This window comes from Pseudomonas sp. WOUb67, from assembly GCF_050058005.1.
Taxonomy (GTDB): domain Bacteria; phylum Pseudomonadota; class Gammaproteobacteria; order Pseudomonadales; family Pseudomonadaceae; genus Aquipseudomonas; species Aquipseudomonas putida_R.
Map to the genome: position 1 here is coordinate 5,158,148 of NZ_CP170112.1, position 25,189 is coordinate 5,183,336.

The 25,189-nt window shown below is 66.0% G+C and carries 20 protein-coding genes; 8 read left to right on the top strand and 12 right to left on the bottom strand.

The window, feature by feature from the left end; translation table 11 throughout:
- Positions 1-63 precede the first annotated feature (63 nt).
- Positions 64-630, bottom strand: coding sequence for an RBBP9/YdeN family alpha/beta hydrolase (locus ABOC32_RS22885; RefSeq protein ID WP_426808981.1), 567 nt, complete (start codon positions 628-630; stop codon positions 64-66).
- A gap of 245 nt (positions 631-875) precedes the next feature.
- Here ABOC32_RS22885 and ABOC32_RS22890 point away from each other — a divergent pair, with 245 nt between their 5' ends.
- Positions 876-1,931 (top strand): AraC family transcriptional regulator, encoded by a 1,056-nt coding sequence (locus ABOC32_RS22890; RefSeq protein ID WP_426808982.1) that lies wholly within the window; start codon positions 876-878, stop codon positions 1,929-1,931.
- Positions 1,932-1,949: 18 nt separating this feature from the next.
- On the opposite strand, the gene ABOC32_RS22895 is transcribed toward ABOC32_RS22890, so the two are convergent.
- The 10 genes from ABOC32_RS22895 to ABOC32_RS22940 form a co-directional block, all read right to left on the bottom strand.
- Positions 1,950-2,960 (bottom strand): YeiH family protein, encoded by a 1,011-nt coding sequence (locus ABOC32_RS22895; RefSeq protein ID WP_426808983.1) that lies wholly within the window; start codon positions 2,958-2,960, stop codon positions 1,950-1,952.
- The gene (locus ABOC32_RS22900; protein ID WP_426808984.1) at positions 2,957-3,619 is read right to left on the bottom strand and encodes a DsbA family oxidoreductase; all 663 of its coding nucleotides are present in this window, start codon (positions 3,617-3,619) and stop codon (positions 2,957-2,959) included. The genes ABOC32_RS22895 and ABOC32_RS22900 overlap by 4 nt, the downstream gene beginning before the upstream one ends.
- A complete protein-coding gene (locus tag ABOC32_RS22905; RefSeq protein WP_426808985.1) occupies positions 3,616-4,950 on the bottom strand; it encodes an MFS transporter in 1,335 nt (444 codons plus the stop codon). The genes ABOC32_RS22900 and ABOC32_RS22905 overlap by 4 nt, the downstream gene beginning before the upstream one ends.
- A gap of 195 nt (positions 4,951-5,145) precedes the next feature.
- A complete protein-coding gene (locus ABOC32_RS22910; protein WP_043202996.1) occupies positions 5,146-5,994 on the bottom strand; it encodes a TauD/TfdA dioxygenase family protein in 849 nt (282 codons plus the stop codon).
- 13 nt (positions 5,995-6,007) lie between these two features.
- Positions 6,008-6,988 (bottom strand): quinone oxidoreductase family protein, encoded by a 981-nt coding sequence (locus ABOC32_RS22915; RefSeq protein WP_086977834.1) that lies wholly within the window; start codon positions 6,986-6,988, stop codon positions 6,008-6,010.
- Between the two features lie 158 nt (positions 6,989-7,146).
- Positions 7,147-7,905 carry an SDR family NAD(P)-dependent oxidoreductase gene (locus tag ABOC32_RS22920; RefSeq protein ID WP_426808986.1) on the bottom strand — a complete coding sequence of 253 codons (759 nt, stop codon included), beginning with the start codon at positions 7,903-7,905 and terminating at the stop codon, positions 7,147-7,149.
- The gene (locus tag ABOC32_RS22925; RefSeq protein WP_426808987.1) at positions 7,902-9,080 is read right to left on the bottom strand and encodes an acyl-CoA dehydrogenase family protein; all 1,179 of its coding nucleotides are present in this window, start codon (positions 9,078-9,080) and stop codon (positions 7,902-7,904) included. The genes ABOC32_RS22920 and ABOC32_RS22925 overlap by 4 nt, the downstream gene beginning before the upstream one ends.
- Positions 9,081-9,110: 30 nt before the next feature.
- Entirely contained in the window at positions 9,111-9,821 is a 711-nt protein-coding gene (locus ABOC32_RS22930) for a histidine phosphatase family protein (protein ID WP_426808988.1), read from the bottom strand.
- Entirely contained in the window at positions 9,814-10,176 is a 363-nt protein-coding gene (locus ABOC32_RS22935) for a DUF6285 domain-containing protein (protein ID WP_426808989.1), read from the bottom strand. Before ABOC32_RS22935 ends, ABOC32_RS22930 begins: the two co-directional genes overlap by 8 nt.
- Positions 10,173-11,222, bottom strand: coding sequence for a phosphotransferase family protein (locus ABOC32_RS22940; RefSeq protein ID WP_426808990.1), 1,050 nt, complete (start codon positions 11,220-11,222; stop codon positions 10,173-10,175). Before ABOC32_RS22940 ends, ABOC32_RS22935 begins: the two co-directional genes overlap by 4 nt.
- A 275-nt stretch (positions 11,223-11,497) precedes the next feature.
- Between ABOC32_RS22940 and ABOC32_RS22945 the strand changes: the two genes are divergently transcribed.
- The 7 genes from ABOC32_RS22945 (at position 11,498) to ABOC32_RS22975 (ending at position 23,211) form a co-directional block, all read left to right on the top strand.
- The gene (locus ABOC32_RS22945; protein WP_426808991.1) at positions 11,498-14,155 is read left to right on the top strand and encodes a LuxR C-terminal-related transcriptional regulator; all 2,658 of its coding nucleotides are present in this window, start codon (positions 11,498-11,500) and stop codon (positions 14,153-14,155) included.
- Between the two features lie 110 nt (positions 14,156-14,265).
- The gene (locus ABOC32_RS22950) at positions 14,266-16,053 is read left to right on the top strand and encodes an acyl-CoA dehydrogenase C-terminal domain-containing protein (protein ID WP_426808992.1); all 1,788 of its coding nucleotides are present in this window, start codon (positions 14,266-14,268) and stop codon (positions 16,051-16,053) included.
- A gap of 98 nt (positions 16,054-16,151) precedes the next feature.
- Positions 16,152-18,254, top strand: a complete 2,103-nt coding sequence (locus ABOC32_RS22955) for a 3-hydroxyacyl-CoA dehydrogenase NAD-binding domain-containing protein (protein WP_426808993.1) — start codon at positions 16,152-16,154, stop codon at positions 18,252-18,254.
- A 34-nt stretch (positions 18,255-18,288) separates the two neighbouring features.
- The gene (locus ABOC32_RS22960; protein ID WP_426808994.1) at positions 18,289-19,473 is read left to right on the top strand and encodes an acetyl-CoA C-acyltransferase; all 1,185 of its coding nucleotides are present in this window, start codon (positions 18,289-18,291) and stop codon (positions 19,471-19,473) included.
- Between the two features lie 14 nt (positions 19,474-19,487).
- Positions 19,488-20,261, top strand: a complete 774-nt coding sequence (locus ABOC32_RS22965; protein ID WP_426808995.1) for an SDR family NAD(P)-dependent oxidoreductase — start codon at positions 19,488-19,490, stop codon at positions 20,259-20,261.
- Positions 20,262-20,291: 30 nt separating this feature from the next.
- On the top strand, positions 20,292-21,932 hold the full coding sequence (gene prpR / locus ABOC32_RS22970; protein ID WP_426808996.1) for a propionate catabolism operon regulatory protein PrpR: 1,641 nt from the start codon (positions 20,292-20,294) through the stop codon (positions 21,930-21,932).
- Between the two features lie 76 nt (positions 21,933-22,008).
- Positions 22,009-23,211, top strand: coding sequence for an MFS transporter (locus ABOC32_RS22975; RefSeq protein WP_426808997.1), 1,203 nt, complete (start codon positions 22,009-22,011; stop codon positions 23,209-23,211).
- 10 nt (positions 23,212-23,221) lie between these two features.
- On the opposite strand, the gene ABOC32_RS22980 is transcribed toward ABOC32_RS22975, so the two are convergent.
- Complete coding sequence (locus ABOC32_RS22980; RefSeq protein WP_426808998.1) at positions 23,222-25,030, bottom strand: ABC transporter ATP-binding protein/permease; 1,809 nt, start codon at positions 25,028-25,030, stop codon at positions 23,222-23,224.
- Positions 25,031-25,189: the final 159 nt, after the last annotated feature.

A 25,189-nucleotide genomic window follows, 5' to 3' on the forward strand; every position in this document is an offset into this window, starting at 1 on the left:
TGTGCAAGGTGCCAGCAACGATCGGGCGCCGGCCTGACCCTGAGTGCGCGTGCCCCGCGCGGTTTAGCGATCGAGTTGCTGGATCAAGGCCTCGGCGTGTGGCCATGGGCCGAAGCCCGAGGCTGGGTTGAGGTGGCCAACGGCGCCGAGTTCGACCAGTTCGCTGCCCCACTCGTCGGCCATGCGGGCGACCGCTTCGAAGCTCGCCAGGTGGTCGTTGCTGCTGGCGGCGACCAGGCTCGGGAATGGCAGCCGACCGCTCGGCAGGGGTGCCCAGCCGTTGGCGCGCAGGGTGTCGGGGGTGGGGTAATTGGCCGGCCAGTCCATGTCCAGGTCTGGTGGCGCGGCCAGCAAGGCGCCCTTGATCGGGCGTTGGTAGCGGGCGGCCCAGTGCGCCACCATCAGCACACCGGCGCTGTGCGCGACCAGGATCACCGGGCCTTCGATGCTGGCCAGTTCGCGCTCGATCGCTTCAACGCGCGTGCTGCAACTGAGCTTGTCGGTTTCCAGCGGTGGTACCGAGCGAACCTTGTGCAGGCGCGCTTGCAGCAGGGTTTGCCAATGTTCGGGTACATGGTCACGCAAGCCAGGCACGATCAGCACGGTTGCGGCGGTTTGCAGTTTTTCCACGTCAGGGCCCTTGCTCTGGTCAACTCGGTCGATTGCCGACTGCTTGAAGCCAGAGTAAAGAGTCGCCCTGCCAGCCGCTTTACATTGCGCGTCACGAACTTTTCAGTTGATGACACGGCGGCTGTGCCGCCCAGGCCCGGGCTCCGCTGCTCGGAAATGGCTTTGCATCTGACGACACAACCGCTATAAAAGACCACCCCGCCAGCGCAGCGGAAGCTCATCAAGATCACGTGGAAAACAATAAAATGACCGTGCTCGCCCGTGCTGCAACCCTCACCAATTACCTGGAAGTTTCACGCCATCTGGGCCTCAACGGCCATGGCCTGCTGGCTCAGGCCGGCCTCAGTGCATCGCTGCTGGAAACCCCCGATCAGCGCATCCCGGTGGCCGCCGCCATCAACGTGCTGGAGGAGTCGGCGCGGCTGAGCGGCTGCGAAGCCTTCGGCCTGCGCATGGCCGAACTGCGCCAGTTGTCGGATTTTGGCCAGGTCAGCCTGCTGATCAGCCATCAGCACTCGCTGCGCGACGCCCTGCAGGTGATCGTGCAGTACCGCCACCTGCTCAACAACGCACTGGCCATCCACATCGAGGAAATCGGCAAGACGGTGATCATCCGCCAGGAGGTCATCACCGACCAGCCGATGCACAGCCGCCAGGCCATCGAACTGGCCATCGGCGTGATGCACCGCTTCTGCTCGGCGCTGCTGGGCTCGCACTGGCACCCGATCAGCGCCAACTTCACCCACGCCGCCCCCGCAGACCTGGCCATCCACCGGCGCATCTTCGGCTGCAAGCTGGAGTTCAACACCGACTTCAATGGCATCGTCTGCTCGGCGTCCGACCTGGACACCGCCAACCCCCAGGCCAACGAAGGCATGGCGCGGCTGGCGCAACGTTATGTGGGGTTGCTGCAGGACGAAAACCTGCCGTCGCTGACGCTGGAAGTGCGCAAGGCGATCTTCCTGCTGATGCCCATGGGCCGCGCCACCATCGAGCACATCGCCCAGACCCAAGGCATGAACGTGCGCACCTTGCAGCGGCGCCTGGAAGAAGAAGGCGCGACCTTCAGCGAGCTGGTCAACGGCGTACGGCGCGACCTGGTGCTGCGCTACCTGGAAAGCCCTGGCTATTCGCTGGGGCGCATCGCCGACATGCTCGGCTATTCGATGCACAGCTCGTTCACCCGCTGGTTCATCAGCCAGTTCGGCCAGCCGCCAGCCACCTGGCGTGCGCAGCATGAGCCGCACACACAAACCAGGCGCAGCCGCAGCGCCGCCCAGGCAACCACCAGCGTACGCTGACGGCCCTTGGCCTGTGGGCTACATGCCGACGTGCATCAGCCCCAGCACCAGCAGCACCAGGAACACCGTCTCGCCCACCATCAGCAAAATCGGTTTGATGCCTACGGCGGCCAGCTCCTTGAGCTGGGTTTTCATACCCAGGGCTGCGATCGATACCACCAGGCACCCGCGCGACAGTTCGTTGATACTGCCCTGCACCACCAGCGGCACCCAGCCGGTGCTGTTGACGCAGGCAAGGATCAGGAAGCCGACCGCGAACCATGGCAGCAACGGTGGGCGCTTGCCGGTGCTGTCGATACCCTGGCGACGGGCGATCATGGCCGCGACGACGATCACCGGCACCAGCATGGCCACGCGCATCAGCTTGACCACCGTGGCGGTATCGCCAGTTTCGGTGGACATGCTGTAGCCCGCCCCCACCACCTGCGCCACATCATGGATGGTGGCACCGAGGAATACGCCGGCGGCTTGCGGCGACAGGCCCAGGGCATTGGCGATCATCGGGTAGAGGATCATCGCCAGGGTCGACAGCGCCGACACGCCGATCACGGTGAACAGCGTGGCCCGTTCCTTCTGCGGGTGGCTAGGCAATGCAGCCGCCAGCGCCAGCGCCGCCGAAGCACCGCAGATCGCCGTGGCGCCGCCGGTGAGCATGCCGAACAAGCGCTGGAAGCCCATGGCCTTGGCCGCCACCATCGACACGCCAATGGTCACCACCACCAGGATCACCACCAGCGCCACCGCCTTCCAGCCAAGGCCAGCCATCTGCTCCAGGGTGATGCGCATGCCCAGCAGCGCGACGCCCAGGCGCAGCACGCTGCGCGCGGTAAACTCGATGCCGGCCTTGCACTTGCCGTCCGCGCTCAGAAAGTTCAGTGCCAGCCCCAGCAGCAGGGCGAACAGCATCACCGGCGCGCCGTAGTGTTCGGCCAGGAAGCTCGCCGCACCTGCGGCGATCAAGCTGACGATCAGGCCCGGCGCCAGGTCGCGCACGCGGTTGTTGACCTGGGCAAACGCCAGCGTACTCATGCCTTCATATCCGCCAGGCCCGACGCCGCCAGATGCATGGCCTCCAGCAAGGCCTCGGCCGGCTGGGCGCCAACCACTTGCAGCCGGTCGTCGAAAACGAAGCACGGCACGCCGCGGGCGGCGATGTCAGCGATGGCACTGGCGAACGGCAGGCCATCGCCACGCAAGCTGCCGGCCAGGGCATCTGGGGCAAAGCCGCACTGCTCGGCGATGCCCAACAGCGTAGCGCGGTCGCCCAGGTCTTCACCCTGCCTGAAATACGCAGCCAGTAACCGCTCCAGCAGCGCCTCTACCTGTGCTTCGCTGCCCAGCTCACTGGCGTGAAGCAACAGGCGATGGGCGTCGGCGGTATTGGGCATGCGCTCGATGCGGCTGAATTCGATCTGCTCGCCGACGGCGCTGGCCGCTTCGCGCACCTGGGCCTGACGTTGCCGCACCGCCTGATCGCTGCCCATGCGTCGCCGGTAGAACTCGGCGAACGGCTGGCCGTCGAATGGCAGCTCAGGCAACAGTTGCACGCCCTGCCAGGCCAGGTTGACCTCAACCTCTGGCTGCGCTGCCTTGAACTGCGCCAGGGCGGCTTGCAATTGCCGGCGGCCTATCAGGCACCACGGGCAGATAAAATCGAAGTACACATCAATCGACAACGAACGCTTCACGAGCGGGCCTCCAGTTCTGGCTGGACGGGCGCCTGGGCGGTTTCACCGAGCGGCAGGCGCGCCATGTCCAGGTGATAGTGACGCTTGGCATACATGAACACCGCTGCAGCGCCGATGCTGATCAACGGCACCAGCTGGAATGCCGACTGCAAACCGATCAGGTCAGACACCTTGCCGGTGATCAGCGGGCCGGTGGCCAACCCGAGCAGGTTGTTGCACAAGGTCAGCGTGGCAAACGCGGTGCCGTGCACCGTGTAGTGGGTGAGGTTGGCGACCATGGCGCTGGACGGGCCATTGGTGCCGGCGGCGATCATCATGCCCAGGCAAATCAGCACCAGTTGTGGCATGCCCGGCGGCAAGGCAAAGGCCACTGACAGCAGCACACAGCTGCCCAGGCAGTAGGCGATGGCCAGGCTGATCTTGTGGTCCGGGCGCTTGCGCCCCATGCGGTCGCAAAGCATGCCGCACAGCACGATGCCCACCCCGCTGCACAGCACGATGATCGCCGCCACGGCGCCGGCGCGGTCAGTGCTCATGGCGTAGTAGCGGTTCAGGTAGCTGGGGAACCACACGATCACCGTGCCACCGACGAACAACTGCAAACCGCTGCCGACGTAGGCGCTGATGACCGAGCGGCTGGAATACAGGGTACGCAGTGGCCGCATTGCCTTGAGCGCAGCCTTGTCGGGCGTCGCCGCCAGGCCTTTGGGGGCAATGCGCGCCTCGCGCACGATGAGCGGATACAGCAGCGCCAGCGCCAGGCCGAAGCAGGCCATGCCGGCAAATGCCCAGCGCCAGCCCAGGTGCTGGGCCATCACACCGCCCAGGCCCATGCCCAGTACCGAACCGAACATGCCACCGGCCATGAACGAGCCGGCCAGGGTGGCGCGCATCTCACGCGGGAACACCGCCACCACCACGGCAATGCCGACGCTGCCGTAGGCCGCCTCGCCAACGCCGACCAGAAAGCGCGCGATGAACATCTGCTGGTAGTTTTCCGCCAGGGCGCAACCCAAGGTAGCCAGGCTCCACATCACGGCCATGAAGGTCAGGCTCTTGATCCGGCCAATGCGGTCGGCCAGCAACGACAGGGGGAAGGTCAGCAAACCGACCATCAGCGCGACGATGCCGCTGAGCAGCCCGAGCTGGCTGTCGCTGAGCTGCCATTCGTGCTTGAGCAGCGGGAAGACGGCGTTGAGCACTTGCCGCGACATGTAGTCGGAAATCAGCAGGCCGAAGGTCAGGGCGAAAACGATCCAGGCGTAGCGCCGTGGAATGCCGAGCGAAGTATCAGTGCCTGGTTCTGCCGCACTGGCGTGATAGGTGGCCATGCTGCCTCCTCGGATATCTGAGTTTTTTGTTGTTATTGCTTACAGGCTATCGCGTAGCGTTTGGGGCCGCATTGCGGCCCATCGCCGGCAAGCCAGCTCCCACAGGTGCTGTGCAGCTCTTCAGTATTGCGCGGTCCCTGTGGGAGCTGGCTTGCCGGCGATGGGCTGCGCAGCAGCCCCAACGTGTCTGACGGGTCAGAAAGTCGCATCCCCCATGATCCCGGCGCGTTCCATCTTTCGGTGGCAGGCGGGGTAATCCATGACGGCGTAATGCTGGGTACTGCGGTTGTCCCAGATGGCAATGCTGTTGGGCTTCCAGCGCCAGCGCACCTGGTACTCGGGGATGTAGGCCTGGCTGATCAGGTAGCGCAGCAACTCACCGGCGCCAGGGTTGGCGTCCTGGCCGAAACGCACGCGCTCGGGGGTGTGGTAGTTGCTGAAATGGGTGGCGAAGGCGTTGACGAACAGCACCTTCTCGCCAGTTTCCGGGTGGGTACGCACCACCGGATGCTCGGCATCGGGAAAGAGGCCCTTGAGAGCAAGGCGTTTTTCGATCGGCATGGCCGCGCCGAAGCTGGCCTCGATGCTGTGGCGCGCACGCAGCCCCTCAATGCGTGCCTTGATCTCGCTTGGCAGGTTGTCGTAGGCCAGCACCATGTTGGTCCACATCGTGTCGCCGCCCACCGCCGGGCTTTCCACGCAGCGCAGCACACAGCCCATGGGTGGCTTTTCACGCCAGGTGGCGTCGGTGTGCCAGGCATTCTCGTAACGGTCCACCGGGGTTTCTGGCGACTTGTAGATCTGCACCAGGCCGGGGTGGTCCGGGTCGCTGCCGACCACGGGGTGGTCCTCCAGCTCGCCGAAGCGGCGGGCGAACGCCACGTGCTCGGCGCGGCTGATGTCCTGGTCACGCAGGAACAGCACCCGGTGCTTGAGCAACTGGGCACGGACCTCGGCAAACAGGCCGTCATCATGAATCGCATCGGCCAGCCTGACGCCGACCAGTTCGGCACCGATGGCGCAGGTCAATTGTTCGACTTGCATGGCAGTGCCCTCCTCAGATGACGAAGATCGACGAGCCGGTGGTCTTGCGCGATTCCAGATCACGGTGCGCCTGAACCGCGTCCTGCAAGGCGTAGTGCTGGTTGATCTCGATCTTGATGCGGCCACTGCCCACATGGCCGAACAGCTCGCCTGCCAAGGCGGCTTTCTCGGCCGGGTCGGCGATGTAATCGGCCAGTGCCGGGCGGGTCATGAACAATGAACCCTTCATCGCCAGGATCTGCGGGTTGAACGGCTCGATGGTACCGGAGGCGGTGCCCACGCAGACCATCAGGCCACGGCGCTTGAGCGAGTCCAGCGAGCCCATGAAGGTGTCGCGCCCGACGCTGTCGAACACCACGTTGACGCCCACGCCATCGGTCAGCTCGCGCACGCGCTTGGCCACGTCTTCATGGCTGTAGTTGATGGTGTGGTCGCAACCATGGGCACGCGCCACTTCAGCCTTGGCGTCGGTGGAGACAGTGCCGATCACGGTCAGGCCCAGCAGCTTGGCCCACTGCGAGACGATCAACCCGACACCACCCGCAGCGGCGTGCAGCAGGATGCTGTCACCTGGCTTGAAGTCGTACAGGCGGCGCATCAGGTACGACGCCGTAAGGCCACGCATGGTCATGGCCGCGGCCGTTTCGAACGCGATGGTTTCCGGCAGCTTGATCAGCGGCGCGGCAGGGATAAGGCGCTCGGTGCTGTAGGCGCCGAGGGTGTTCATGAAGCCGGTGTAGGTCACCCGGTCGCCGACCGCGACGTGGCTGACACCCTCGCCCACCGCCTGGACCACACCGGACGCTTCCACGCCCATGCCGTTGGCCAGCGGGATCGGGTAGGTGCCGTTGCGGAAGTAGGTGTCGGCGTAGTTCAGGCCGACCGCCACGTGGCGCAGGCGCACCTGCCCAGGGCCCGGTTCGCCGACTTCGACGTCTTCGTAACGCAGGACCTCAGGCCCTCCGGTTTCGTAGAAACGTACCGCTTTGGCCATGCCAATCTTCCTTCTTGTAGTTTTTGTTGAACAGCAACATTCGTCTTGAAGGGCAATTTAGGCCGTTGCGTAATGTGCCGCTTATCATCGGACGACAACGGTTTTTCAGTTCATGACAGCGCCCGCGGTTTCGCCACCGGGGCACTGCGGACAATGGCTCAGAAGGCCGAAATACCCCCGTCCACGGCAATCGCCTGGCCGGTCATGTAGCTGTTTTCACGTGCACATAGCATCAACATGGCCGCAACGATTTCCTCGGGGGTGCCCAGGCGCTTCATCGGCGAGCCCTGGGCGAGAAACGCCTGCTGCTCGCCCACATCGCTCCCGGTAACCATGGGCGTGGCGCTGTAGAATGGGCACAGCGCGTTGATGCGGATACCTCGGCGGGCATATTCGACCGCCGCCGTTCGGGTCAGCCCGACCACCGCATGCTTGGCCGCGGCATAGGCGGCCAGCTTGGGCGCACCGCCGAGCCCGGCCATGGAGGCGATGTTGAGGATCACCCCGCCGCCTTGCGGCAGCATCTGGCGCAGCTGTTGCTGCATGCAGAAGAACACGCCCTTGGTGTTGACCGCGTGGCTGCGGTCCAGCTCTTCTTCGGTGGTGTCGACGAAGCGCTTCATTGGCGTAAGGATACCGGCGTTGTTCACCCCCACATCGAGGCGGCCGAAGGTGGCCATGGCGGCGTCCACCAGCGCCTTGACCTGCACCTCGCGGGTCACGTCGCACGGCACCGCCAGCACCGTGGTGCCGGCCTCGCGCAGTGCGCCGGCCACCCTTTCCAGGCCCGCCACGTCGCGGTCGCCGAGCACCAGCCGGGCACCCAGCCCGCCCAGGCGCTCGGCCAACAGCGCGCCAAAACCGCTGGCGGCGCCGGTGATCATCACCACCTGGTCGCGATAGCTGCCCAGGTTCATCCGGCCACCCCCGACGCGGTACGGGCGAGGATCTTCTTCGCCAGGCTCATGCGGTGCACTTCGTTGGGGCCGTCATAGATGCGGAAACTGCGCGCATCGCGGAAAATCCGCTCGACGATCGACTCGCCGGTAACGCCCTGCCCGCCCAGCACCTGCACACAACGGTCGATCACCCGCCAGATGGCCTCGGAACTGAGCACCTTGGCCATGCTTGACTCGAAATTGCCGCGCTCGTCCTGGTCCAGTACCCAGGCGCAGTGCCAGATCGACAGGCGCGTGGTGTGCAGGTCCATTTCGTTGTCGGCGAGCATGAAGCCCACGCCCTGATGCTCGCCCAGCGGCTTGCCGAACGACACCCGGTGGCTGGCGTAGCGGCAGGCTTCGTCATGGGCACGACGGGCCTGGCCCAGCCAGCGCATGCAATGGGTCAGGCGCGCCGGGGCCAGGCGCACCTGGGCGTAACGGAAGCCTTTGCCCACTTCGCCCAGCACATCGCTGGCGGGAATGCGCAGGTTGTCGAAGCGCAGCACCGCGTGGCCGCCGGCGAAGCAACTGTCGAGCGAGTCCATCATGCGCTCGAGGATGAAACCGGGGCGGTCGGTGTCGGTGAGGAACATGGTCGCGCTGCCGTCTTCCATGCGCGCCATGATGATTGCCACTTGCGCGCCTTCGGCACCGGTGATGAACCACTTCTGGCCGTTGATGATGTAGTCGTCGCCCTCGCACACGGCCTGGGTGGTCAGCATCGACGGATCGGAACCGGCGCCCGGGCTTGGCTCGGTCATGGCGAAGCAGGAGCGGATCCGGCCCTGCACAAGCGGCTTGAGCCAGCGGTCTTTTTGCGCAGGCGTTGCCACTTGTTCCATCAGGTGAATATTGCCTTCGTCGGGAGCATGGATATTCAGGGCCACCGGCCCCAGCGGCGAATAGCCGGCCTCTTCGAAGAGGATCGCCTTCTCGATGTGGCTTAGGCCCAGCCCGCCCATCTCACGCGAGGCATGCGGGGTCAGCAGGCCGTGTTCACGGGCGCGCTCGATCAGCACCTGGCGCAGCTCGGGCGACGGACCATGGGGTGTCTGGCGCGGGTCGCGCTCCAGGGGGATGACGACGTCAGCGACGAACTGCCGGACTTTGGCTTGCAGGGCAGTCAACTCGGCAGACAGGGCGAAATGCATGGCGGTGTTCCTTAGTGGGATCATCAGGGGTCAGGCGTGCAGGCGACGCGGGTCGATGGAGGCGTGCACATGCTCCATGACGGTCTGGTCGATCGTTGCCTTGGCAGGGTCGTAGGCTGAGTAGTTGAGGGTGCGGATGCAGGCACGCAGCACCTGCGGGCCGGCCATGTCGATGTCGACGATGTTCAGGCAGGCCGGGTCCTGCTCGAAGGCAGCCAAGGCACCAAGGCCGGCGCCGCAGGCCCAGGCCAGGAGAATGCGGTTGACCGCGTCGTGGCTGACCAGCAGCAGCGCATTCCAGTCAGGCGCTGCCAGCAACTGCTGGAAGCTGCCCAGCACGCGTTGCTGGAATGCCACCCACGGCTCGCCGCGCAAGAAGGCTGCGTCGGCGCGATCGGCGAGCTGGTAGGCCTGGGCCACTTCGCGGTGCAGGCTTTCGCGGGGGATTTCCCGCAAGCGGCCGGCACGGATTTCACGAAACCCGGGGCGCTCTTCCACAGGCTGGATACGGCCGCCCAGAAGCTGGTCGAGGGTTTGCCGGGTGCGCGGGTAGTCCGAGCACACGGCGCGGTCGAATGGCGTGTGCGCCAGCACCTGGCCCAGCGCCTGGGCCTGGGCCACGCCCTTGGCTGACAACGGCACGCTGCGCGGGTCGAGGGGGCGGCCGCTGGCGTCGAAGTAGTCGACATGGCCATGGCGCACCAGGTAGCAGCGGCGGCGACGCACGGCCTGGTCAGTCATGGGTCAGTACCTTGGGGTTGCTGATGCTCAGTTGTGCACGGTTGATGGTTCGCAGTGCCGCCAGCAGGCGGGCGCGGGGCTCGCCGGCCTGGTCGTAGACGCCCTGGCGAATGCGCTGGCCGAGCTCGCTGCGGGCTTGCTCGGGCGAGCCCTGGCCTTGCAGCAACCCGGCCATGGCCTGGCGTTCGATGTCGGCACAGGTCGCCCCCTGGGCAGCCTCGCGGCTGGCGATCAGCAGCGCGCTGGCCACCATCCGCGCTTCGTAGTGCAGGTGCGCTGGCAATGCGGGCAACAACTGCCTGAGCACGGCGTCACGCGCCGTCAGCAGCAAGTCCTGGGCATCGGGCTGGTTCATGCGCGGCCTCCTTGGGTGAGCAACAGCAGTTCCTGTTCGAGTTCACTGACCATGCGCCCGGTCAACGCCAGCTCCAGCGAACGTTGCTGGCCTGAGGCATGGCGTTCGGCCTGCTGCAGGGCGATCACTGCCCAGCGCAGGTGGGCCATGACCTGCCAGAAGCGCAGCGTGTCGCTGTCCAGGTCGAGTGGCGAGACGCTGCGGTAGCCGGCGAGCAGGTCGTCCAGATGGCCGACGCCACCGGCTTCCAGGTCGGGTCGGGCGAAGCGCCAGCAGCGTGCGGTGAACCAGCCCAGGTCTTCGCGCGGGTCGCCCCAACCGGCAAATTCCCAGTCCAGCACGCCGCACAGCTCCCCACCCTCGACCATGTAGTTGCCGGTGCGGTAGTCGCGGTGGATCAGGCAGGTGGCAAGGGGGGCAGGTTTGTTCAGCTCGCACCAGCGCAGGCCCCATTCGATGATGGGATGGCTGCCCGGTAAGGCATCGAGGAACACGCGGTACTGGTCGACACTGGCCTGCACGGCGTCGGCCACCGGTGCAGGCAGGAACGCCAGCGCCGCTTGCGGTGGGCGCAGCTGGTGCAGGCGTGCGAGGTTGGCCCCAAGCGCCCGGCACAGCCCCGGGTTGCCCTCGGGGGCGCCTTGGCTGCTGGTCAAGCGGTGGCCGCCAGCGTTGCCGGCCAGGGCCTGCATGATGAAGAAATCGCGCCCGATCACCTGCGGCGTCTGGCACAGCCACAACGGCTCGGGCACCTTCACACCCACCTGGTGAACGGCGCTGAGCACAGCGAACTCCTGCTCGCGGCTCATGCTGGCGGCCACGGCGGAAGCCGCATCGGTGCGCAGTACCCACCGCTGCGCCACACCGGCAACTTCGGCTTTGAGCAACCAGTTTTCCTGGATGGCGCCACCCGACAATCGCTCGCTATGGGTAATGCGCACCGGCTGGCCGTGAAGGCGCTCCTGTAGATAGGCAGACAGCACCTCATGGGCGTCTGCGACGTCGATGCGAGCACTGGATTGCTGCGCGAAATGACTGCTTGGCATGGTCGGTCCCACTCACTGTTCACACGTGCCATGGCGCTAAGCAAGATGGTTGCCAGCTTCTTTTGATTTGAAAAATACGATTTAAATCAATTACTTGGATTAAATTTTCAAACGCTCTCAACGCCTTTCAAATCAAACCTGAACAGCGCCATGGCAAACCTGAAACTGCCGTTCAATGCTGCACAGCAAGCCACCGCCCTCCCCCTGCAGAATTTCCCCGCGCCGGGCGCGCGCTCGGCTAGGATGTCTGGCCGAACCGATGGAACCTGCTGGCCATGCATCTTCCCGCGCTCAAACCGAACCAGCTGCGCCCGCCCGCCGAGCCGACCAGGGGCGTGGTGCGAGCGCGGCTGCTCGAGCCGCTGGCCAACGCCCTGGGCGAAGGCAGCGTCGTGCTCCTGCAAGCACCGCTGGGCTATGGCAAGAGCACACTGCTTGGCCAGTTCACCCGCAGCCTGGCCGGGCCCTGGGCATGGCTGCGCCTGACCCGCGCCGAGAATCAGCCACTGGCCCTGCTGCTGCACCTGCACGCTGCGCTGCAACTGCCTGCGCAACAACGCGAGACGCCCCAGGCCGAGCACCTGTGGAGCCTGATCCTGGCCGACCTGGAGGCCCGCCAGGTGCCGCTGACGCTGCTGCTCGACGACCTGCACCTGCTCAACGCCGCGCCCGCCTGGCAGTACCTCGACACGCTGTTACACTACCCGCCACCTGCGCTGCGCCTGGTCGCCGCCAGCGAAGGGCCGCCGCCGCTGCCGCTGGCCCACTTGCGCCGCGATGGCCGGCTGATTGTGCTGGGCGCCCGTGACCTGGCCCTGGACAGCGAAGAGACACACCAGTTGGCGCAGGCCCGCGACGTCAACCTGGGCAGCGATGCGCTGTACCAGCTGCGCGCCGGCAGCGAAGGCTGGCCCAGTGGTGTGCTGTTCTGGTTCGAGGCCTACCGCGAGGCGCTGCACAGCACCGGCCAGGCGCCCGCTGACCTGCGCCCGATCACCCGCCAGGCCTATGCCCATGCCCGGCAGTTTCTCGAAGAAGAACGGCTGCAGCGCTTGCCCGTGCCGTTGCGCGCATTTCTGGAACACACCGCCGTGGCCCAGGTGTTCGATGCAGGCCTTGCCAGCGAACTGGCCGCCCATGCCGATGTGCCCGCCGCGCTGCGCCAGCTGCAGCGCCTGGACCTGATCATCGAAGTCCCCCAGGGCAGCCACGCCGAGTACCGCTACCACCCGGCCCTGCGCAACAGCCTCTACCAACGCCTGGAACAACGCGACCCCCAGCACCTGCGCCAACTGCATCGCCAGGCTGCCAACTGGCTGCTGGCCCAGCGCCGCTACACCGAGGCGATCTACCAGTTCGGCCGGGCACGCGACCTGGATGCCGTGCTCAACATCGTCGACCGGCACGCTTTCGAGCTGCTGCGCGAGGGCAAGGTCAACACCCTGGTCGATGTGCTCGACGAGGTCGCCGGCCATGCCGGCAACGACAGCTTTACCTTGGCGGTGACCGAGGCCTCCACGGTGATGGTCACCAACGACATCGCCCAGGCCTGCCAGTGCCTGCACCAGCTCTACGCCCTGCAGCGCCGCCAGGCAGTGCCGCGCCACCCCGAGCGGGTGCAGCAGACGGTGATGTTTCTGCGCAGCCGCCTGGCCTACCTGGGGGGCAACCTGGGGCACGCCCTGGCCCTCGCGGCGCGGGCATTGCAGCAGTTTCCCCAGCACAACGCGGCGCGCTCGGTGCTGTATTTCGACCGCGCCAACTGCCTGGCTGCGCTCGGTCAACTGGAGCAGGCCCACACAGAAGGCAGCCGTGCCCTGCGCGAGCTGCAGGGCTTTGGCCTGAGCGGCTACACCAACCTGCTGCAACTGTTGCTGGCGCAGATCGAACTGGCCCAAGGCGCCAACGACGCCGCCTGGGCGCGCCTGCAAGGCATGGCCGAGCTGCCTGCCGCCGGCAGTTCGGGGCGCTTCTATGAACTGTTCCGCCACCTGGGCAAAGGCCTGGCACTGCTGCAAGCCAACCGCCTGGCCCCGGCACGCCAAGCCCTGGCCCAGGCCGAAGTGCTGGCATTGGGCTTCCCCCACAGCGCTGCGTTGCCCTGGGTGTTCCACCACCAGGCATGCCTGCACTGGGCGCTGGGTGAGACCGGCCAGGCCAAGGCACGTTGGGCAGAGGTACGCCGGCTGGCCCGGCAGAACCGTTTGCTCACCCTCTACCGCCAGGCCGGCGCCTGGCTCGCGCGCCTGGCCTTGCGCGACCATGACCAGGACTACCTGCCCGACTGGCTCGACCAATGGCACTGGTGCCGGCGCCAGTATGGCGAGCAACTGTTGCCCGAAGAGTGGCTGGCCTATGCCTGGGTGCAACGCCACCTCGGCCAGCGCGACAAGGCCTGGCAGATCCAGCAGCACTTGCAGGCTCAAGCGCAGGCGCAAGGCAACCGCCGCTTGCTGCTCGACGCACTGCTGCTCGACGCTGCCCTGTTACAGGACCGTGGCGCCCGCGACGACGCCTTGCTCAGCCTCGAACAGGCGCTGCAATTGGCCTGCACCTACGGCTTAGGGCAACTGTTGCAGTATGAGGGCGATGCCTGCCTGGAGCCCCTGCGCCAACTGCTGCTGCCCCAGGTGCGCGAACGCCTGCGCCTGGAGGCCCCAGCGCCCTCGCGCGAGCACCTGAATGCCCTGTTCCGGCCATTGCTGGCGAACAAGGAAAACCTGGAAAGCGCCCTGATCGTGCCGCTCTCTCGCCGCGAACTGGAGGTGCTGCAGCGCATGGCCCGCGGGCAGAGCAACGGGCAGATCGCCGAGGCGATGTTCGTCAGCCTGAGCACGGTCAAGACCCACATCAACAACCTGTTCCGCAAGCTCGACGTGGCCGACCGCGACAGCGCCCTGTGTTCGGCGCGCGAACTGCAACTGCTGAGCTGACCTCCACCTGGCCCGTGCCCCGATTCCACCCGCCATTCCACCCGGGGGTGGACGCGGCGCCGGGGCCTGCCTGTTACAACATGCCGAGTCCACCCAGCCAGGAGTCCGGCATGCCCAGCTACACCGCCCCATTGCGCGATATCACCTTTGTTGCCCAAGAGCTGCTCGACCTGAGCCGCCACTACCAACAACTGACTGGCTGTGAAGCCCCGGACGCAGCCACCTTCGCCGCCATCGTCGAGGAAGGTGCCAAATTCGCCGAACAGGAACTGGCCCCGCTCAACGCCGTGGGCGACCAGCACGGCTGCCAGTGGCAGGACGGCAAGGTCACCACCCCGCCCGGCTTTGCCGATGCCTACAAACGCTTCGCCGACAACGGCTGGCTGGGCCTGGACAAGGACCCGGCCTTCGGTGGCCAGGGCCTGCCGCCGTCGCTGGGGTTCGTCAACTACGAGATGGTGTGCAGCGCCAACCACGCCTGGGGCATGTACGGCAACCTCGCCGGTGGCGCCATCAGCACCCTCAGCGAGCATGCCGACGAAGCCCTGCAGCAGCGCTTCCTGCCACCGATGATCGCCGGCCGCTGGGGCGGCACCATGTGCCTGACCGAGGCCCACTGCGGTTCGGACCTTGGCCTGCTGCGCACCAGCGCCAAGCCTCAGGCCGACGGCAGCTACCAGGTCAGCGGCAGCAAGATGTTCATCTCCGCCGGTGAACATGACATGACCGAGAACATCGTCCACCTGGTGCTGGCGCGCATCGAAGGCGCGCCCGCGGGGGTCAAAGGCATTTCGCTGTTCGCCGTGCCGAAGATCCAGGTCGATGCCCAAGGCCAGCTTGGCGCACCCAACGGTGTGAGCTGCGGCTCCATCGAACACAAGATGGGCATCCACGGCAACGCCACCTGCGTGCTCAACTTCGACTGCGCTACCGGCTACCTGCTGGACGAGGCCAACCGCGGCCTGAACGCCATGTTCACCTATATCAACGAGTCGCGCCTGGCGGTGTCCCAGCAGGCCCAGGCCCACGCCGAAACGTCGTTCCAGGGTGCCTTGGCCTATGCCCGCGACCGCGTGCAGATGCGCGCCACGCCACGCCTGCGCAGTGACCAGCCAGCCGACCCGATCATCGGCCATGCCGATGTGCGGCGCATGCTGCTGACCCAGAAGGCCTATGCCGAAGGCGGCCGCATGCTCGCCTACACCTGCGCCAAGGGCGTCGACCAGCTGCACCACGGCGCCAGCGCCGGCGTGCGCGAGGCTGCGGCGCGCCGCCTGGCACTGCTCACGCCGATTGCCAAAGGCTTCCTCACCGAAACGGGCAACGAAGCCGCGCAACTGGGTATCCAGGTATTCGGTGGCCACGGCTACATCCGCGAGTGGGGAATGGAGCAGATTGCGCGCGACGTGCGCATCACCGCGATCTACGAAGGCACCAACACCATCCAGGGCCTCGACCTGCTGACCCGCAAGGTGCTGGCCGATGGCGGCGAGGCCTTGGGCGAACTGCTCGGTGAAATCGAAGACTTCACCCAGAGCACCAGCGCCCCTGCCCACCTGGCCCAGGCGCTGCTCAGGCAAGTGATTGCCTGGCGTGAAGTCAGTGCCTGGCTGCGTGACGCCAGCGCAGGCGATGCCAACCTGATCGGCGGCAGCGCCTACGACTACCTGATGCTCAGCGGTTACACCCTGCTCGGCTACCTCTGGCTGCGCGCTGCGTGCGTGGCCGAACGGGCACTGGCTGCCGGCAGCGACGAGGTGGCGTTCTACCAGGGCAAGCGCGAGACCGCGCGCTTCTACCTGGAGCGCCTGATGCCACGCGCCAACCTGCATGAAACGCTGATCCGCACCGGCAGCGACAACCTGATGGGCATCAGCGAGGCCGCCTTCGCCCGTTGAGTCAACCGCGCGTGTCAAAGCCCCGATAAGCGCCGCTTTATCCTGTGGGAGCGGGCACGCCCGCTCCCACACGGCCCAATAACAAGAAGGTTACCCCCATGCAACTCATCGATTATCGCCGCGACAACCAACTGGCCCTGATCGGCCTGCGCCACGCGCCGGTCAACGCCCTTGGCCATGACTTGCGCCAGGCACTGATGCTGGCCTGCAGCAAGGCCGCTGCCGACCCCGAAGTACAGGCCATCATCCTGCACGGTCAGCAACTGCCGTTCAGTGCCGGTGCCGACATCAGCGAGTTCGGCAGCCCACGCACCTGGGAGGCGCCGGCACTGCCCGAACTCCTTGATGCCCTGACCCGCATCGAAAAACCCCTGGTTGCCGCCATCGACGGGGTGGCCTTGGGCGGCGGCCTGGAACTGGCCCTGGCTTGCAGCCATCGTCTGGCTACCGCCACCGCACGCCTGGGGCTGCCCGAAGTCCGCCTGGGCCTGTTGCCCGGTGCTGGCGGCACCCAGCGCCTGCCGCGCCTGATCGGCGTGGCCCCGGCGCTGGAGATGATGCTCAGCGGCGACCCGATCGATGCCCGTCAGGGCCTTGCCCTGGGTTTGGTCGACCGCCTGGTCGAAAGCGGGCAGGACTTGCTCGACGCAGCCTGCACCTTCGCCCGCGAGCAACTGGCCCAACCTGCCCTGCCAAGCGCCCCGGCAACACCCTTGGCCGACGGCCTGGAAAGCGATTTTTTCGCCAGCCGCGAGGCACAACTGATCGCCCGCAAGCCCGGCCAGCACGCGCCCCTGCGAGTGCTGGCCGCGGTACGCGCCGCGTGCGAGATGCCCCTGGCCGAGGGACTTGCCCGCGAGCAGGTACTGTTCCGCGAAGCGCTGCAAGACCCACAGGCCACCGCCCTGCGCCACCAGTTCTTTGCCGAGCGCGAGGCACAGCGCGTGCCGAGCATCGATGCCAGCACGGCGCTACGCCCCATTGCCCAGGTAGCGGTGATCGGCGCCGGCACCATGGGCGCCGGCATCGCCATGAACTTCATCAACGCTGGTATCCCGGTGCGCCTGCTGGAGCTCAAGCCCGAAGCGCTGGACCGGGGCCTGGCGCAAATCCGCAAGCACTACGAAGGCAGCATCAAGCGCGGCAAGCTCAGCGCCGAACAGCTCGAACAACGTATGAGCCTGCTGCAAGGCACCCTCGATTATGCCGACCTGACCCACGCCGACCTGGTGATCGAGGCGGTGTTCGAGGACCTGTCGATCAAGCAGCAGGTGTTCCGCACCCTGGACCGCGTGTGCAAACCGGGCGCGATCCTCGCCAGCAACACCTCCACCCTGGACGTCGACCGCATAGCCGCCTGTACCCGTCGCCCGCAGGACGTGGTCGGCCTGCATTTCTTCAGCCCGGCCAACGTCATGCGCCTGCTCGAAGTGGTGCGCGGCCGGCTGACGGCGCCCGACGTGCTGGCCACCACGCTGAAGGTCGCCAAGCGCATCGGCAAACTGCCAGTGGTGTCGGGCGTGTGCTTTGGCTTCATCGGCAACCGCATGCTCGAACCCTATGCCCGCGAAGCCCACCGCCTGGTGCTTGAAGGCGCTTCGCCGGCCCAGGTGGACAAGGTGCTCACCGGCCTGGGCCTGGCCATGGGCGTGTTCGCCATGTACGACCTGGCCGGCATCGATGTCGGTTACCTGGTGCGCCAGGCCCGGCGCAGTGAAATCGCCCACGACCCGAGCTACTTCCGCCTGGCCGACGAGCTCTACAGCCTGGGCCGCCACGGCCAGAAGAGCGGGCGCGGGTTCTACCGCTACGAAGGCCGCGAACGCATCGAAGACCCGGAAGTGGAGCAGATCGCGGCACAACTGGCCGCCAGGCTGGGCATCACCCGGCGCACCATCAGCGACGCCGAAATCCACGACCGCTGCCTGTTCATGCTGGTCAACGAGGGCTTGCAGTTGCTCGATGAAGGCATTGCCCTGCGCAGTGGCGACATCGACCTGGTGTGGACCAACGGCTACGGCTTCCCGGCCTGGCGTGGGGGCCCGCTGCACTATGCCCGCGAGCTGGGCCTGGACAACGTGCTGGCGGGCATCGAGCAACAGCGCGACGCGCTCGGCGCCTATGGCCACATGTGGCTGCAGCCAGCCCCTTTGCTGCGCCGCCTGGCTGCCAGCGCGAAGTTGCGCACAGCCAGCCTCTGAGCTGTTCTCCCCTGGTCATCAAGGAACCCCGGACATGAAAGAAGCCGTCATTCTCTCTACCGCCCGCACCCCGATCGGCAAGGCCTTTCGCGGTGCGCTGAACAACACCCGCTCGCCGAGCCTGGCCGCGCATGCCATCCAGGCGGCGGTGGTCCGCGCCGGCATCGCCGGTGATGAAGTCGAAGACCTGGTGATGGGTACCGCGATGCCCTCTGGCACCGCCGGCTGGAACCTGGGCCGCATGAGCGCGCTGGCTGCCGGCCTGCCGGTGTCGGTCAGCGGCCAGACCCTGGACCGCCAGTGCGCCTCCGGGCTGATGGCAATCGCCACCGCCGCCAAACAGATCATGGTCGATGGCATGCAGGTGACCGTCGGCGCCGGCCAGGAAAACATCAGCGCGGTACAGGCGCGCAACCTGGAATGGGCATTGGCCGAGCAGGACAGCAGCGTGATCCAACGCGTCCCACACGCCTACATGCCGATGCTGCAGACCGCCGAGCACGTGGCCAAGCGCTATGGCATCAGCCGCGACGCCCAGGACGCCTACGCCCTGCAGTCACAGCTGCGCACCGCCGCCGCCCAGCGCAACGGGCTGTTCGAGGCCGAAATCGTGCCGGTGACAGCGCAGCAGTTGATCAAGGACAAGCAGAGCGGCGAGGTCAGTTACCGCGAGGTGACCCTGACGCAGGACGAAGGCAACCGCCCGCAGACCCGCCTGGAGGACCTGACCGGCTTGAACCCCGTGCTCGAAGGCGGCTGCATCACCGCCGGCAATGCCAGCCAGCTGTCCGACGGTGCCAGCGCCTGCGTACTGATGGATGCGCGCCTGGCCGAGCAGCGCAACCTTGAGCCGCTGGGCCTGTACCGGGGCATCGCGGTGGCCGGCCTGGCTCCGGAAGAGATGGGCATTGGCCCGGTCTACGCCGTGCCGCGCCTGCTCAAGCAGCAGGGGCTGAAAATGGACGACATCGGTCTGTGGGAACTCAACGAGGCGTTCGCCTGCCAAGTGCTGTATTGCCGCGACAAGCTGGGCATCGACCCCGCGCGGCTGAACGTCAACGGCGGTGCCATCGCCATCGGCCACCCCTATGGCATGAGCGGCGCGCGGATGGTCGGGCATGCCTTGCTCGAAGGCAAACGGCGCGGGGTGCGCTACGTGGTGGTGACCATGTGCGTGGGCGGTGGCATGGGTGCCGCCGGCCTGTTCGAAGTACTTTGACCAAGGGCGACAACATGCTTGCAAACACATTTTCCCTGGCCGGCAAGACCGTGCTGGTTACCGGTGCCTCCAGTGGCCTGGGCGCGCATTTCGCACGCCTGGCCCAGGCCAATGGCGCCCGTGTGGTGCTTGCGGCGCGTCGGGTCGAGCGCCTGCAGGTGCTGGCTGAAGCACTGCAGGTCAATGGCGGTGAAGCACTTGCCGTGGCACTGGACGTGACCCGCCGCGACAGTGTCGAACTGGCTTTTGACCAGGCGCAGGCGCGCTTTGGCGTGGTCGACGTGGTCATCAACAATGCCGGTATCGGCGACCCCGGGCGCTTCCTGGACCTGAGCGAGCAAGACTGGCAGCGCATGCTCTCGACCAACCTCGACGGTGTGTTTCATGTCGCCCAGTGCGCAGCCCAGCGCCTGGTCAAGACCGGGCAGCCAGGCAGCATCGTCAACATCGCCTCGATCCTCGGCCTGCGGGTAGGCAGCGGCCTGAGCCACTACTGCACGGCCAAGGCCGCCGTGGTGCAACTGACCAAGGCCATGGCACTGGAACTGGCCCGCTACCGGATCCGCGTCAATGCCATTGCCCCAGGCTACTTCAAGACCGAGATGAACGAAGACTACTTCGACAGCGAAGACGGCCAGGGATACATCAAAAACCAGGTGCCGATGCGCCGCCTGGGGCAGCTGCACGAACTGGACGGCCCTTTGCTGTTGCTGGCCAGTGATGCCGGCGCATTCATGACCGGCAGCATCGTGGCCGTGGATGGCGGGCACCTGGTAAACCCTCTGTAATACCTCAATTGCTGCAGACAAGGAGCCTGTATGCCCGTCCCCACTTACCTGCCCCGCGTGGTGGCGTTGGTTACCCACCTGCATCGCCCCGCCGCCCCCAGCCGCATGGCGCAATTGATCGAGCAAGTAAGCGCCGACTACCGGCAACAAGCCCGTATAGAGGTCATCGAAACCACCCTGGCCGACCTGCTGCCACTGGCGCGCGAGCTGGAAAGCCGCCAGCAGGCAGACGTCATTCTGTGTTCCGGGGCTGCCGCCGATTACTTGAGGCAGCACCTGAGTACCTCGGTGCGGGCCCTGCACCTGGGCGAGTTCGACCTGATCCGTGCCCTGGTGCAGGCCCGCGACCGGGCCAGCCGGGTGGGTATTCTCAGCTTCGGCCAGCCGTACCCGGCACTGGCGGCGATGCAGGCGCTGTTCACCCTGCAGATTCGCGAGCACACCTACATCAGCCTGGAGCAGGCCCAGGATCAGGTCGAACGCTTGGTCGCGGATGGCTTCGAGGTGATCATCGGCTCGCCAACGGTATGTCAGTTGGCCGACGCAGCGGGTGCCCAAGGTGTGCTGGCGCTGGATGCCGAAAGCCTGCGCCATACCTTCGACAGCCTGGTGACCCTGAGTGCCAAGGCTGATGAGGCACCCACACGCCGCCTGCCACGGGGCAACCGTGAACAACCCGATGCGCGCCCGTTCAAGGCGCGCCATCGCTTCGAGCAACTGCTCGGTGACGCGCCGGCATTTCGCGCCATCCTGAGCCTGGCTCAGCGCTACGCACAGGCCGACGCCACGGTGCTGATCACCGGCGAAAGTGGTACCGGCAAGGAGTTGCTGGCGCAAAGCATGCACCACGCCAGCCCGCGCCAACAGGGGCCGTTCGTGGCGATCAACTGTGCGGCGCTGCCCGAGTCGCTGCTTGAAAGTGAACTGTTTGGCTACGAGGACGGTGCCTTCACCGGTTCGCGCAAAGGCGGCAAGCCCGGCCTGATCGAGCTGGCGCACACCGGCACCTTGTTCCTCGACGAAATAGGCGACATGCCGGTGGCCCTGCAAACCCGCCTGCTGCGTGTGCTGCAGGAGCGCGAGGTGCTGCGTTTGGGCGCTTGCGAGCCAAAGGCAGTAGATATCCGGGTGATTGCCGCCACCCATTGCGACCTGCCTGCGCGCATTGCCGACCAGCGCTTTCGCCAGGACCTGTATTACCGCCTGAACATCCTGCGCCTGGCCGTACCGCCGCTACGCGAGCGCATCGCAGACATCGTTCCGCTGTTCAATGCCCTGCTTGCGCGGCACTGCCGTGCAAGTGGCTTGCCGCCTTCAAGCGAGGTGCACGTGCAGCGCCTTTTGCCACTGATGCTGCACCACCCTTGGCCCGGCAACATGCGTGAGCTGGAAAACATCGCCGAGCGCGCCGCCTTGTGCCTGGGTACGCTGGGCCACGATGACGAGGTCGACCTGGCCACGCTGTTTCCGGAGTTCTTCAAGACCGGCGCGGCTACGGCGGCGAACCTGCCCCCCGCCGCCGTCGACAACCTGCGCAGCCTGGGCAAAGCAGCCGAAACGGCCCATGCGCGTCAAGTGCTGGACTGCTGCGATGGCGACATGGACGAGGCCGCAAGGCGACTGGGGGTGAGCCGCAGCACCGTCTGGCGACGGGTGCGCAGGTTGGCCTGAGCGGGCCTGCTTCCGGGTTTGCATCCTGCGCGCGGGCTCCTACAGTTTGAACGTAGCAACACTGACGAGAGCCCAGATGCGCAGCAATGAAGAAAGCAGCGCCGCAAATGCCAGCCGAACCCTGCCAAAGATCCCGCGCAGTGTCTGGGCGCTGGGCTTCGTGTCGATGTTCATGGACATTTCCTCGGGGATGATCCACGCCCTGCTGCCACTGTACATGGTCACCGTGCTCGGCACTTCGGTGGTGGCGGTGGGCGTTATCGAAGGTATCGCCGAGGCGACCGCCTCGATCACCAAGGTGTTTTCCGGTGCGCTCAGCGACCGCCTGGGCAAGCGCAAGCTACTGACCGTGCTCGGGTATGGCCTGGGGGCGCTGACCAAGCCGGTGTTCCCCATGGCCTCCGGGCTGGAGTGGCTGACCGCAGCACGTTTCGTCGACCGGGTCGGCAAAGGCATCCGTGGGGCGCCGCGCGACGCCCTGGTGGCTGATGTCACGCCCCCCGAGTTGCGTGGCGCCGCCTTCGGCCTGCGTCAGGCGCTGGATACGGTTGGCGCTTTCCTCGGGCCGTTGCTGGCGATCGTGCTGATGTGGCTGACCGCGAGCCACTTCCAGACGGTGTTCTGGGTGGCGGTGATCCCGGCGTTTGTGGCGGTGTACATCCTCATCGCCTTCGTGCGCGAACCTGAAGCGCCGGCCACGACACGGCCGGTGCGTGCACCGCTGGCGCTGCACGAACTGCTACGCCTGGGCCCGGCCTATTGGCGGCTGATCGGCCTGGCCACGTTGTTCACCCTTGCCCGCTTCAGCGAGGCCTTCCTGCTATTGCGCGCCCAGGACATGGGCCTGGCCCCAATGTGGGCGCCTGCGGTGCTGGTGCTGATGGCGCTGGCCTACTCGGTGTCGGCCTACCCTGCCGGGGTGCTGTCGGACCGCCTGGGGCGCCGCGGCGTGCTGATGACGGGGCTGGGGCTGCTGATCGCCGCCGACCTGCTGCTGGCCCTGATGCCTGGCTGGGGGGGGTTGGCCCTGGGGGTTGCTGCCTGGGGCCTGCACCTGGGCTTCACCCAAGGCATCTTCGCGGCCATGATCGCCGACAGCGCACCCGCCAACCTGCGCGGTACCGCCTTCGGCCTGTTCAACCTGCTGACCGGGGTAGCACTGCTGGCGGCCAGCGTGGTGGCGGGGTTGTTGTGGGATGGTGCGGGGTTCCAGGCAACCTTCCTGGTCGGAGCAGGGCTCGCCAGCACCACCCTGATGGGGGTGATGCTGTTACGTTGAGCACACCGGGCTAGGCCAACGCCGGTTCCTGCTTGAGCAACGACCAGCCCCCCTGCCCATCCACCTCCAGCCGGTGAGTGTGAAACCCTGCAAGCGTACTGCGATGGCCAACACTGACCAGCAGCGCGCCCGGCATTTCCGTGCGCAACAGCGAATACAGGGCGTGCTCGAGCCCTTCGTCCATCGCCGAGGTGGACTCGTCGAGGAACACTACCTGAGGCCGGTTGAACAGCACCCGGGCGAACGCCAAGCGCTGCTGCTCGCCCACCGAGAGAATATGCGACCAGTCGCAACTGATCTCCAGCCGCTCTGCCAGATGAGCCAGGTTGACCTGGCGCAAGGCCTGCTGCATACGTACTTCGTCTTCGGGCTTGCTGGCTGCCGGGTAGGCGATGACCGTCCGCAAGTCGCCCAGCGGCAGGTAGGGACGCTGCGACAGGAACAACGCCTGATGGCCTGGCGGGCGCCTGACCTTCCCTTCAGCGTATGGCCAAAGGCCCGCCAGGGCTCGCAGCAGCGTGGTTTTGCCGCTGCCCGACGGGCCCTTGATCAACAGTGCGTGACCTGCGTGCAGGCTCAGGTCAAGGTCAGCGACAAGGGCGTGCCCGTCCGGGCGCAGCACCTGCAGATCAGTGATTTCCAGCGCATGTTGCTGAGCCTCGGTAGTGACCCGCGGCAAGGCGCTCGCCTGCGCGTTGGCATCAAGAAAACCGGTCAGACGGTCGAGGGTGGCCCTGTATTGAGCGAACGCATCGTAAGATTCGCGGAAGAACGACAACGAATCCTGCACCTGGCCAAAGGCCTGGGCGGTCTGCATGACGTCACCCAACTTGATCGCACCGCTGAAGAAGCGTGGCGCCTGGAGGATAAACGGGAACACCACGGCAACCTGGCTGACACCCAGGTTGAAACCACTGAATTTCAGGTTCCGGAACACCAGCGCCCAGGCATTGACGATCAAGGCGCCAAAGCGGCCCAGCAACGTGCCCCGCTCCACCAAGGTACCTTGGTAGAAGGCAATGTTCTCGGCATTCTCGCGCAGGCGCATCAGTGCATAACGAAAGTTGGCGGTGAGCTTCTCGTTGAGGAAGTTCAGGCGGATCAAGGGGCGCCCCAGGCGGAAGGCAATCCAGGTGGCGACGATGACATACAGGTACACGGCAAACACCATCGCACGAGGGACCTCTACACCGGCAACCGCCAGCGGTGCGGACAGCGCCCAGAGGATCCCGGTAAACGCCACCAGCGACACCAGCGCACTGACTGCGCCCAGGGCGAGGGATACCGAGTTGGTGACAAAGGCATTGGCGTCCAGTTCGATACGTTGGTCAGGGTTGTCTACCGGCTCGGCGAGAAACTGACCACGGTAGTAGGCATCGCCGTGCATCCAGTCGTGGGTCAGGCGCTCGGTGAGCCAGACCCGCCAACGGATGCTGAATGCCTGGGTTACATAAAAGGTGAACAGCGAGCGCAGTACGTGGATGGTGGCCAATACGGCAAAGACGCCGAGCATGTACCAGAACGCGGCTTGATCCAGGCCCTGCAAGGCGCTGTAGAAGCCGTTGTACCAGAACGAGAACAGTACGTTCAGGCGCACCGAGAACAGCGTCAACACCAGCAACAGCGCAAACACCAACAATGGCCGCCAACTGCGCCTGAAACTGAAATAGGGCCCGGCAAGCTGCCAGAACTGGCTGCCCCAGCGTGTGCAACGTACAGCCAGCGTCGCGGCAGCGGCAAAGCAGACAAGGGTGATGAACGAAGCGATTGCCAGCCATCTCAGGCTCTCTTGCAGGGCCTGGTGCCAGTTCATGTCCATGGTGGGTATCCGTGCTGAGTATTTCCGCGAGCGTAGCATTGCCCTACGGTTTATCAGGTATAGATGACGTACATTTCATGATCCTGACCGGTTGCACGGCCCCTGTAGGAGCGGCCTTGTGTCGCGATCGGGCGCGAAGCGGCCGTAATCCAGGCGCCG

What these genes read in the sequence shown, in the direction of transcription:
- ABOC32_RS22890 (WP_426808982.1), top strand. Translation starts at nt 876, where the DNA reads ATGACCGTGCTCGCCCGTGCTGCAACCCTCACCAATTACCTGGAAGTT.
- ABOC32_RS22895 (WP_426808983.1), bottom strand. Translation starts at nt 2,960, where the DNA reads ATGAGTACGCTGGCGTTTGCCCAGGTCAACAACCGCGTGCGCGACCTG.
- ABOC32_RS22905 (WP_426808985.1), bottom strand. Translation starts at nt 4,950, where the DNA reads ATGGCCACCTATCACGCCAGTGCGGCAGAACCAGGCACTGATACTTCG.
- ABOC32_RS22910 (WP_043202996.1), bottom strand. Translation starts at nt 5,994, where the DNA reads ATGCAAGTCGAACAATTGACCTGCGCCATCGGTGCCGAACTGGTCGGC.
- ABOC32_RS22915 (WP_086977834.1), bottom strand. Translation starts at nt 6,988, where the DNA reads ATGGCCAAAGCGGTACGTTTCTACGAAACCGGAGGGCCTGAGGTCCTG.
- ABOC32_RS22920 (WP_426808986.1), bottom strand. Translation starts at nt 7,905, where the DNA reads ATGAACCTGGGCAGCTATCGCGACCAGGTGGTGATGATCACCGGCGCC.
- ABOC32_RS22925 (WP_426808987.1), bottom strand. Translation starts at nt 9,080, where the DNA reads ATGCATTTCGCCCTGTCTGCCGAGTTGACTGCCCTGCAAGCCAAAGTC.
- ABOC32_RS22930 (WP_426808988.1), bottom strand. Translation starts at nt 9,821, where the DNA reads ATGACTGACCAGGCCGTGCGTCGCCGCCGCTGCTACCTGGTGCGCCAT.
- ABOC32_RS22935 (WP_426808989.1), bottom strand. Translation starts at nt 10,176, where the DNA reads ATGAACCAGCCCGATGCCCAGGACTTGCTGCTGACGGCGCGTGACGCC.
- ABOC32_RS22940 (WP_426808990.1), bottom strand. Translation starts at nt 11,222, where the DNA reads ATGCCAAGCAGTCATTTCGCGCAGCAATCCAGTGCTCGCATCGACGTC.
- ABOC32_RS22945 (WP_426808991.1), top strand. Translation starts at nt 11,498, where the DNA reads ATGCATCTTCCCGCGCTCAAACCGAACCAGCTGCGCCCGCCCGCCGAG.
- ABOC32_RS22950 (WP_426808992.1), top strand. Translation starts at nt 14,266, where the DNA reads ATGCCCAGCTACACCGCCCCATTGCGCGATATCACCTTTGTTGCCCAA.
- ABOC32_RS22955 (WP_426808993.1), top strand. Translation starts at nt 16,152, where the DNA reads ATGCAACTCATCGATTATCGCCGCGACAACCAACTGGCCCTGATCGGC.
- ABOC32_RS22960 (WP_426808994.1), top strand. Translation starts at nt 18,289, where the DNA reads ATGAAAGAAGCCGTCATTCTCTCTACCGCCCGCACCCCGATCGGCAAG.
- ABOC32_RS22965 (WP_426808995.1), top strand. Translation starts at nt 19,488, where the DNA reads ATGCTTGCAAACACATTTTCCCTGGCCGGCAAGACCGTGCTGGTTACC.
- prpR (WP_426808996.1), top strand. Translation starts at nt 20,292, where the DNA reads ATGCCCGTCCCCACTTACCTGCCCCGCGTGGTGGCGTTGGTTACCCAC.
- ABOC32_RS22975 (WP_426808997.1), top strand. Translation starts at nt 22,009, where the DNA reads ATGCGCAGCAATGAAGAAAGCAGCGCCGCAAATGCCAGCCGAACCCTG.
- ABOC32_RS22980 (WP_426808998.1), bottom strand. Translation starts at nt 25,030, where the DNA reads ATGGACATGAACTGGCACCAGGCCCTGCAAGAGAGCCTGAGATGGCTG.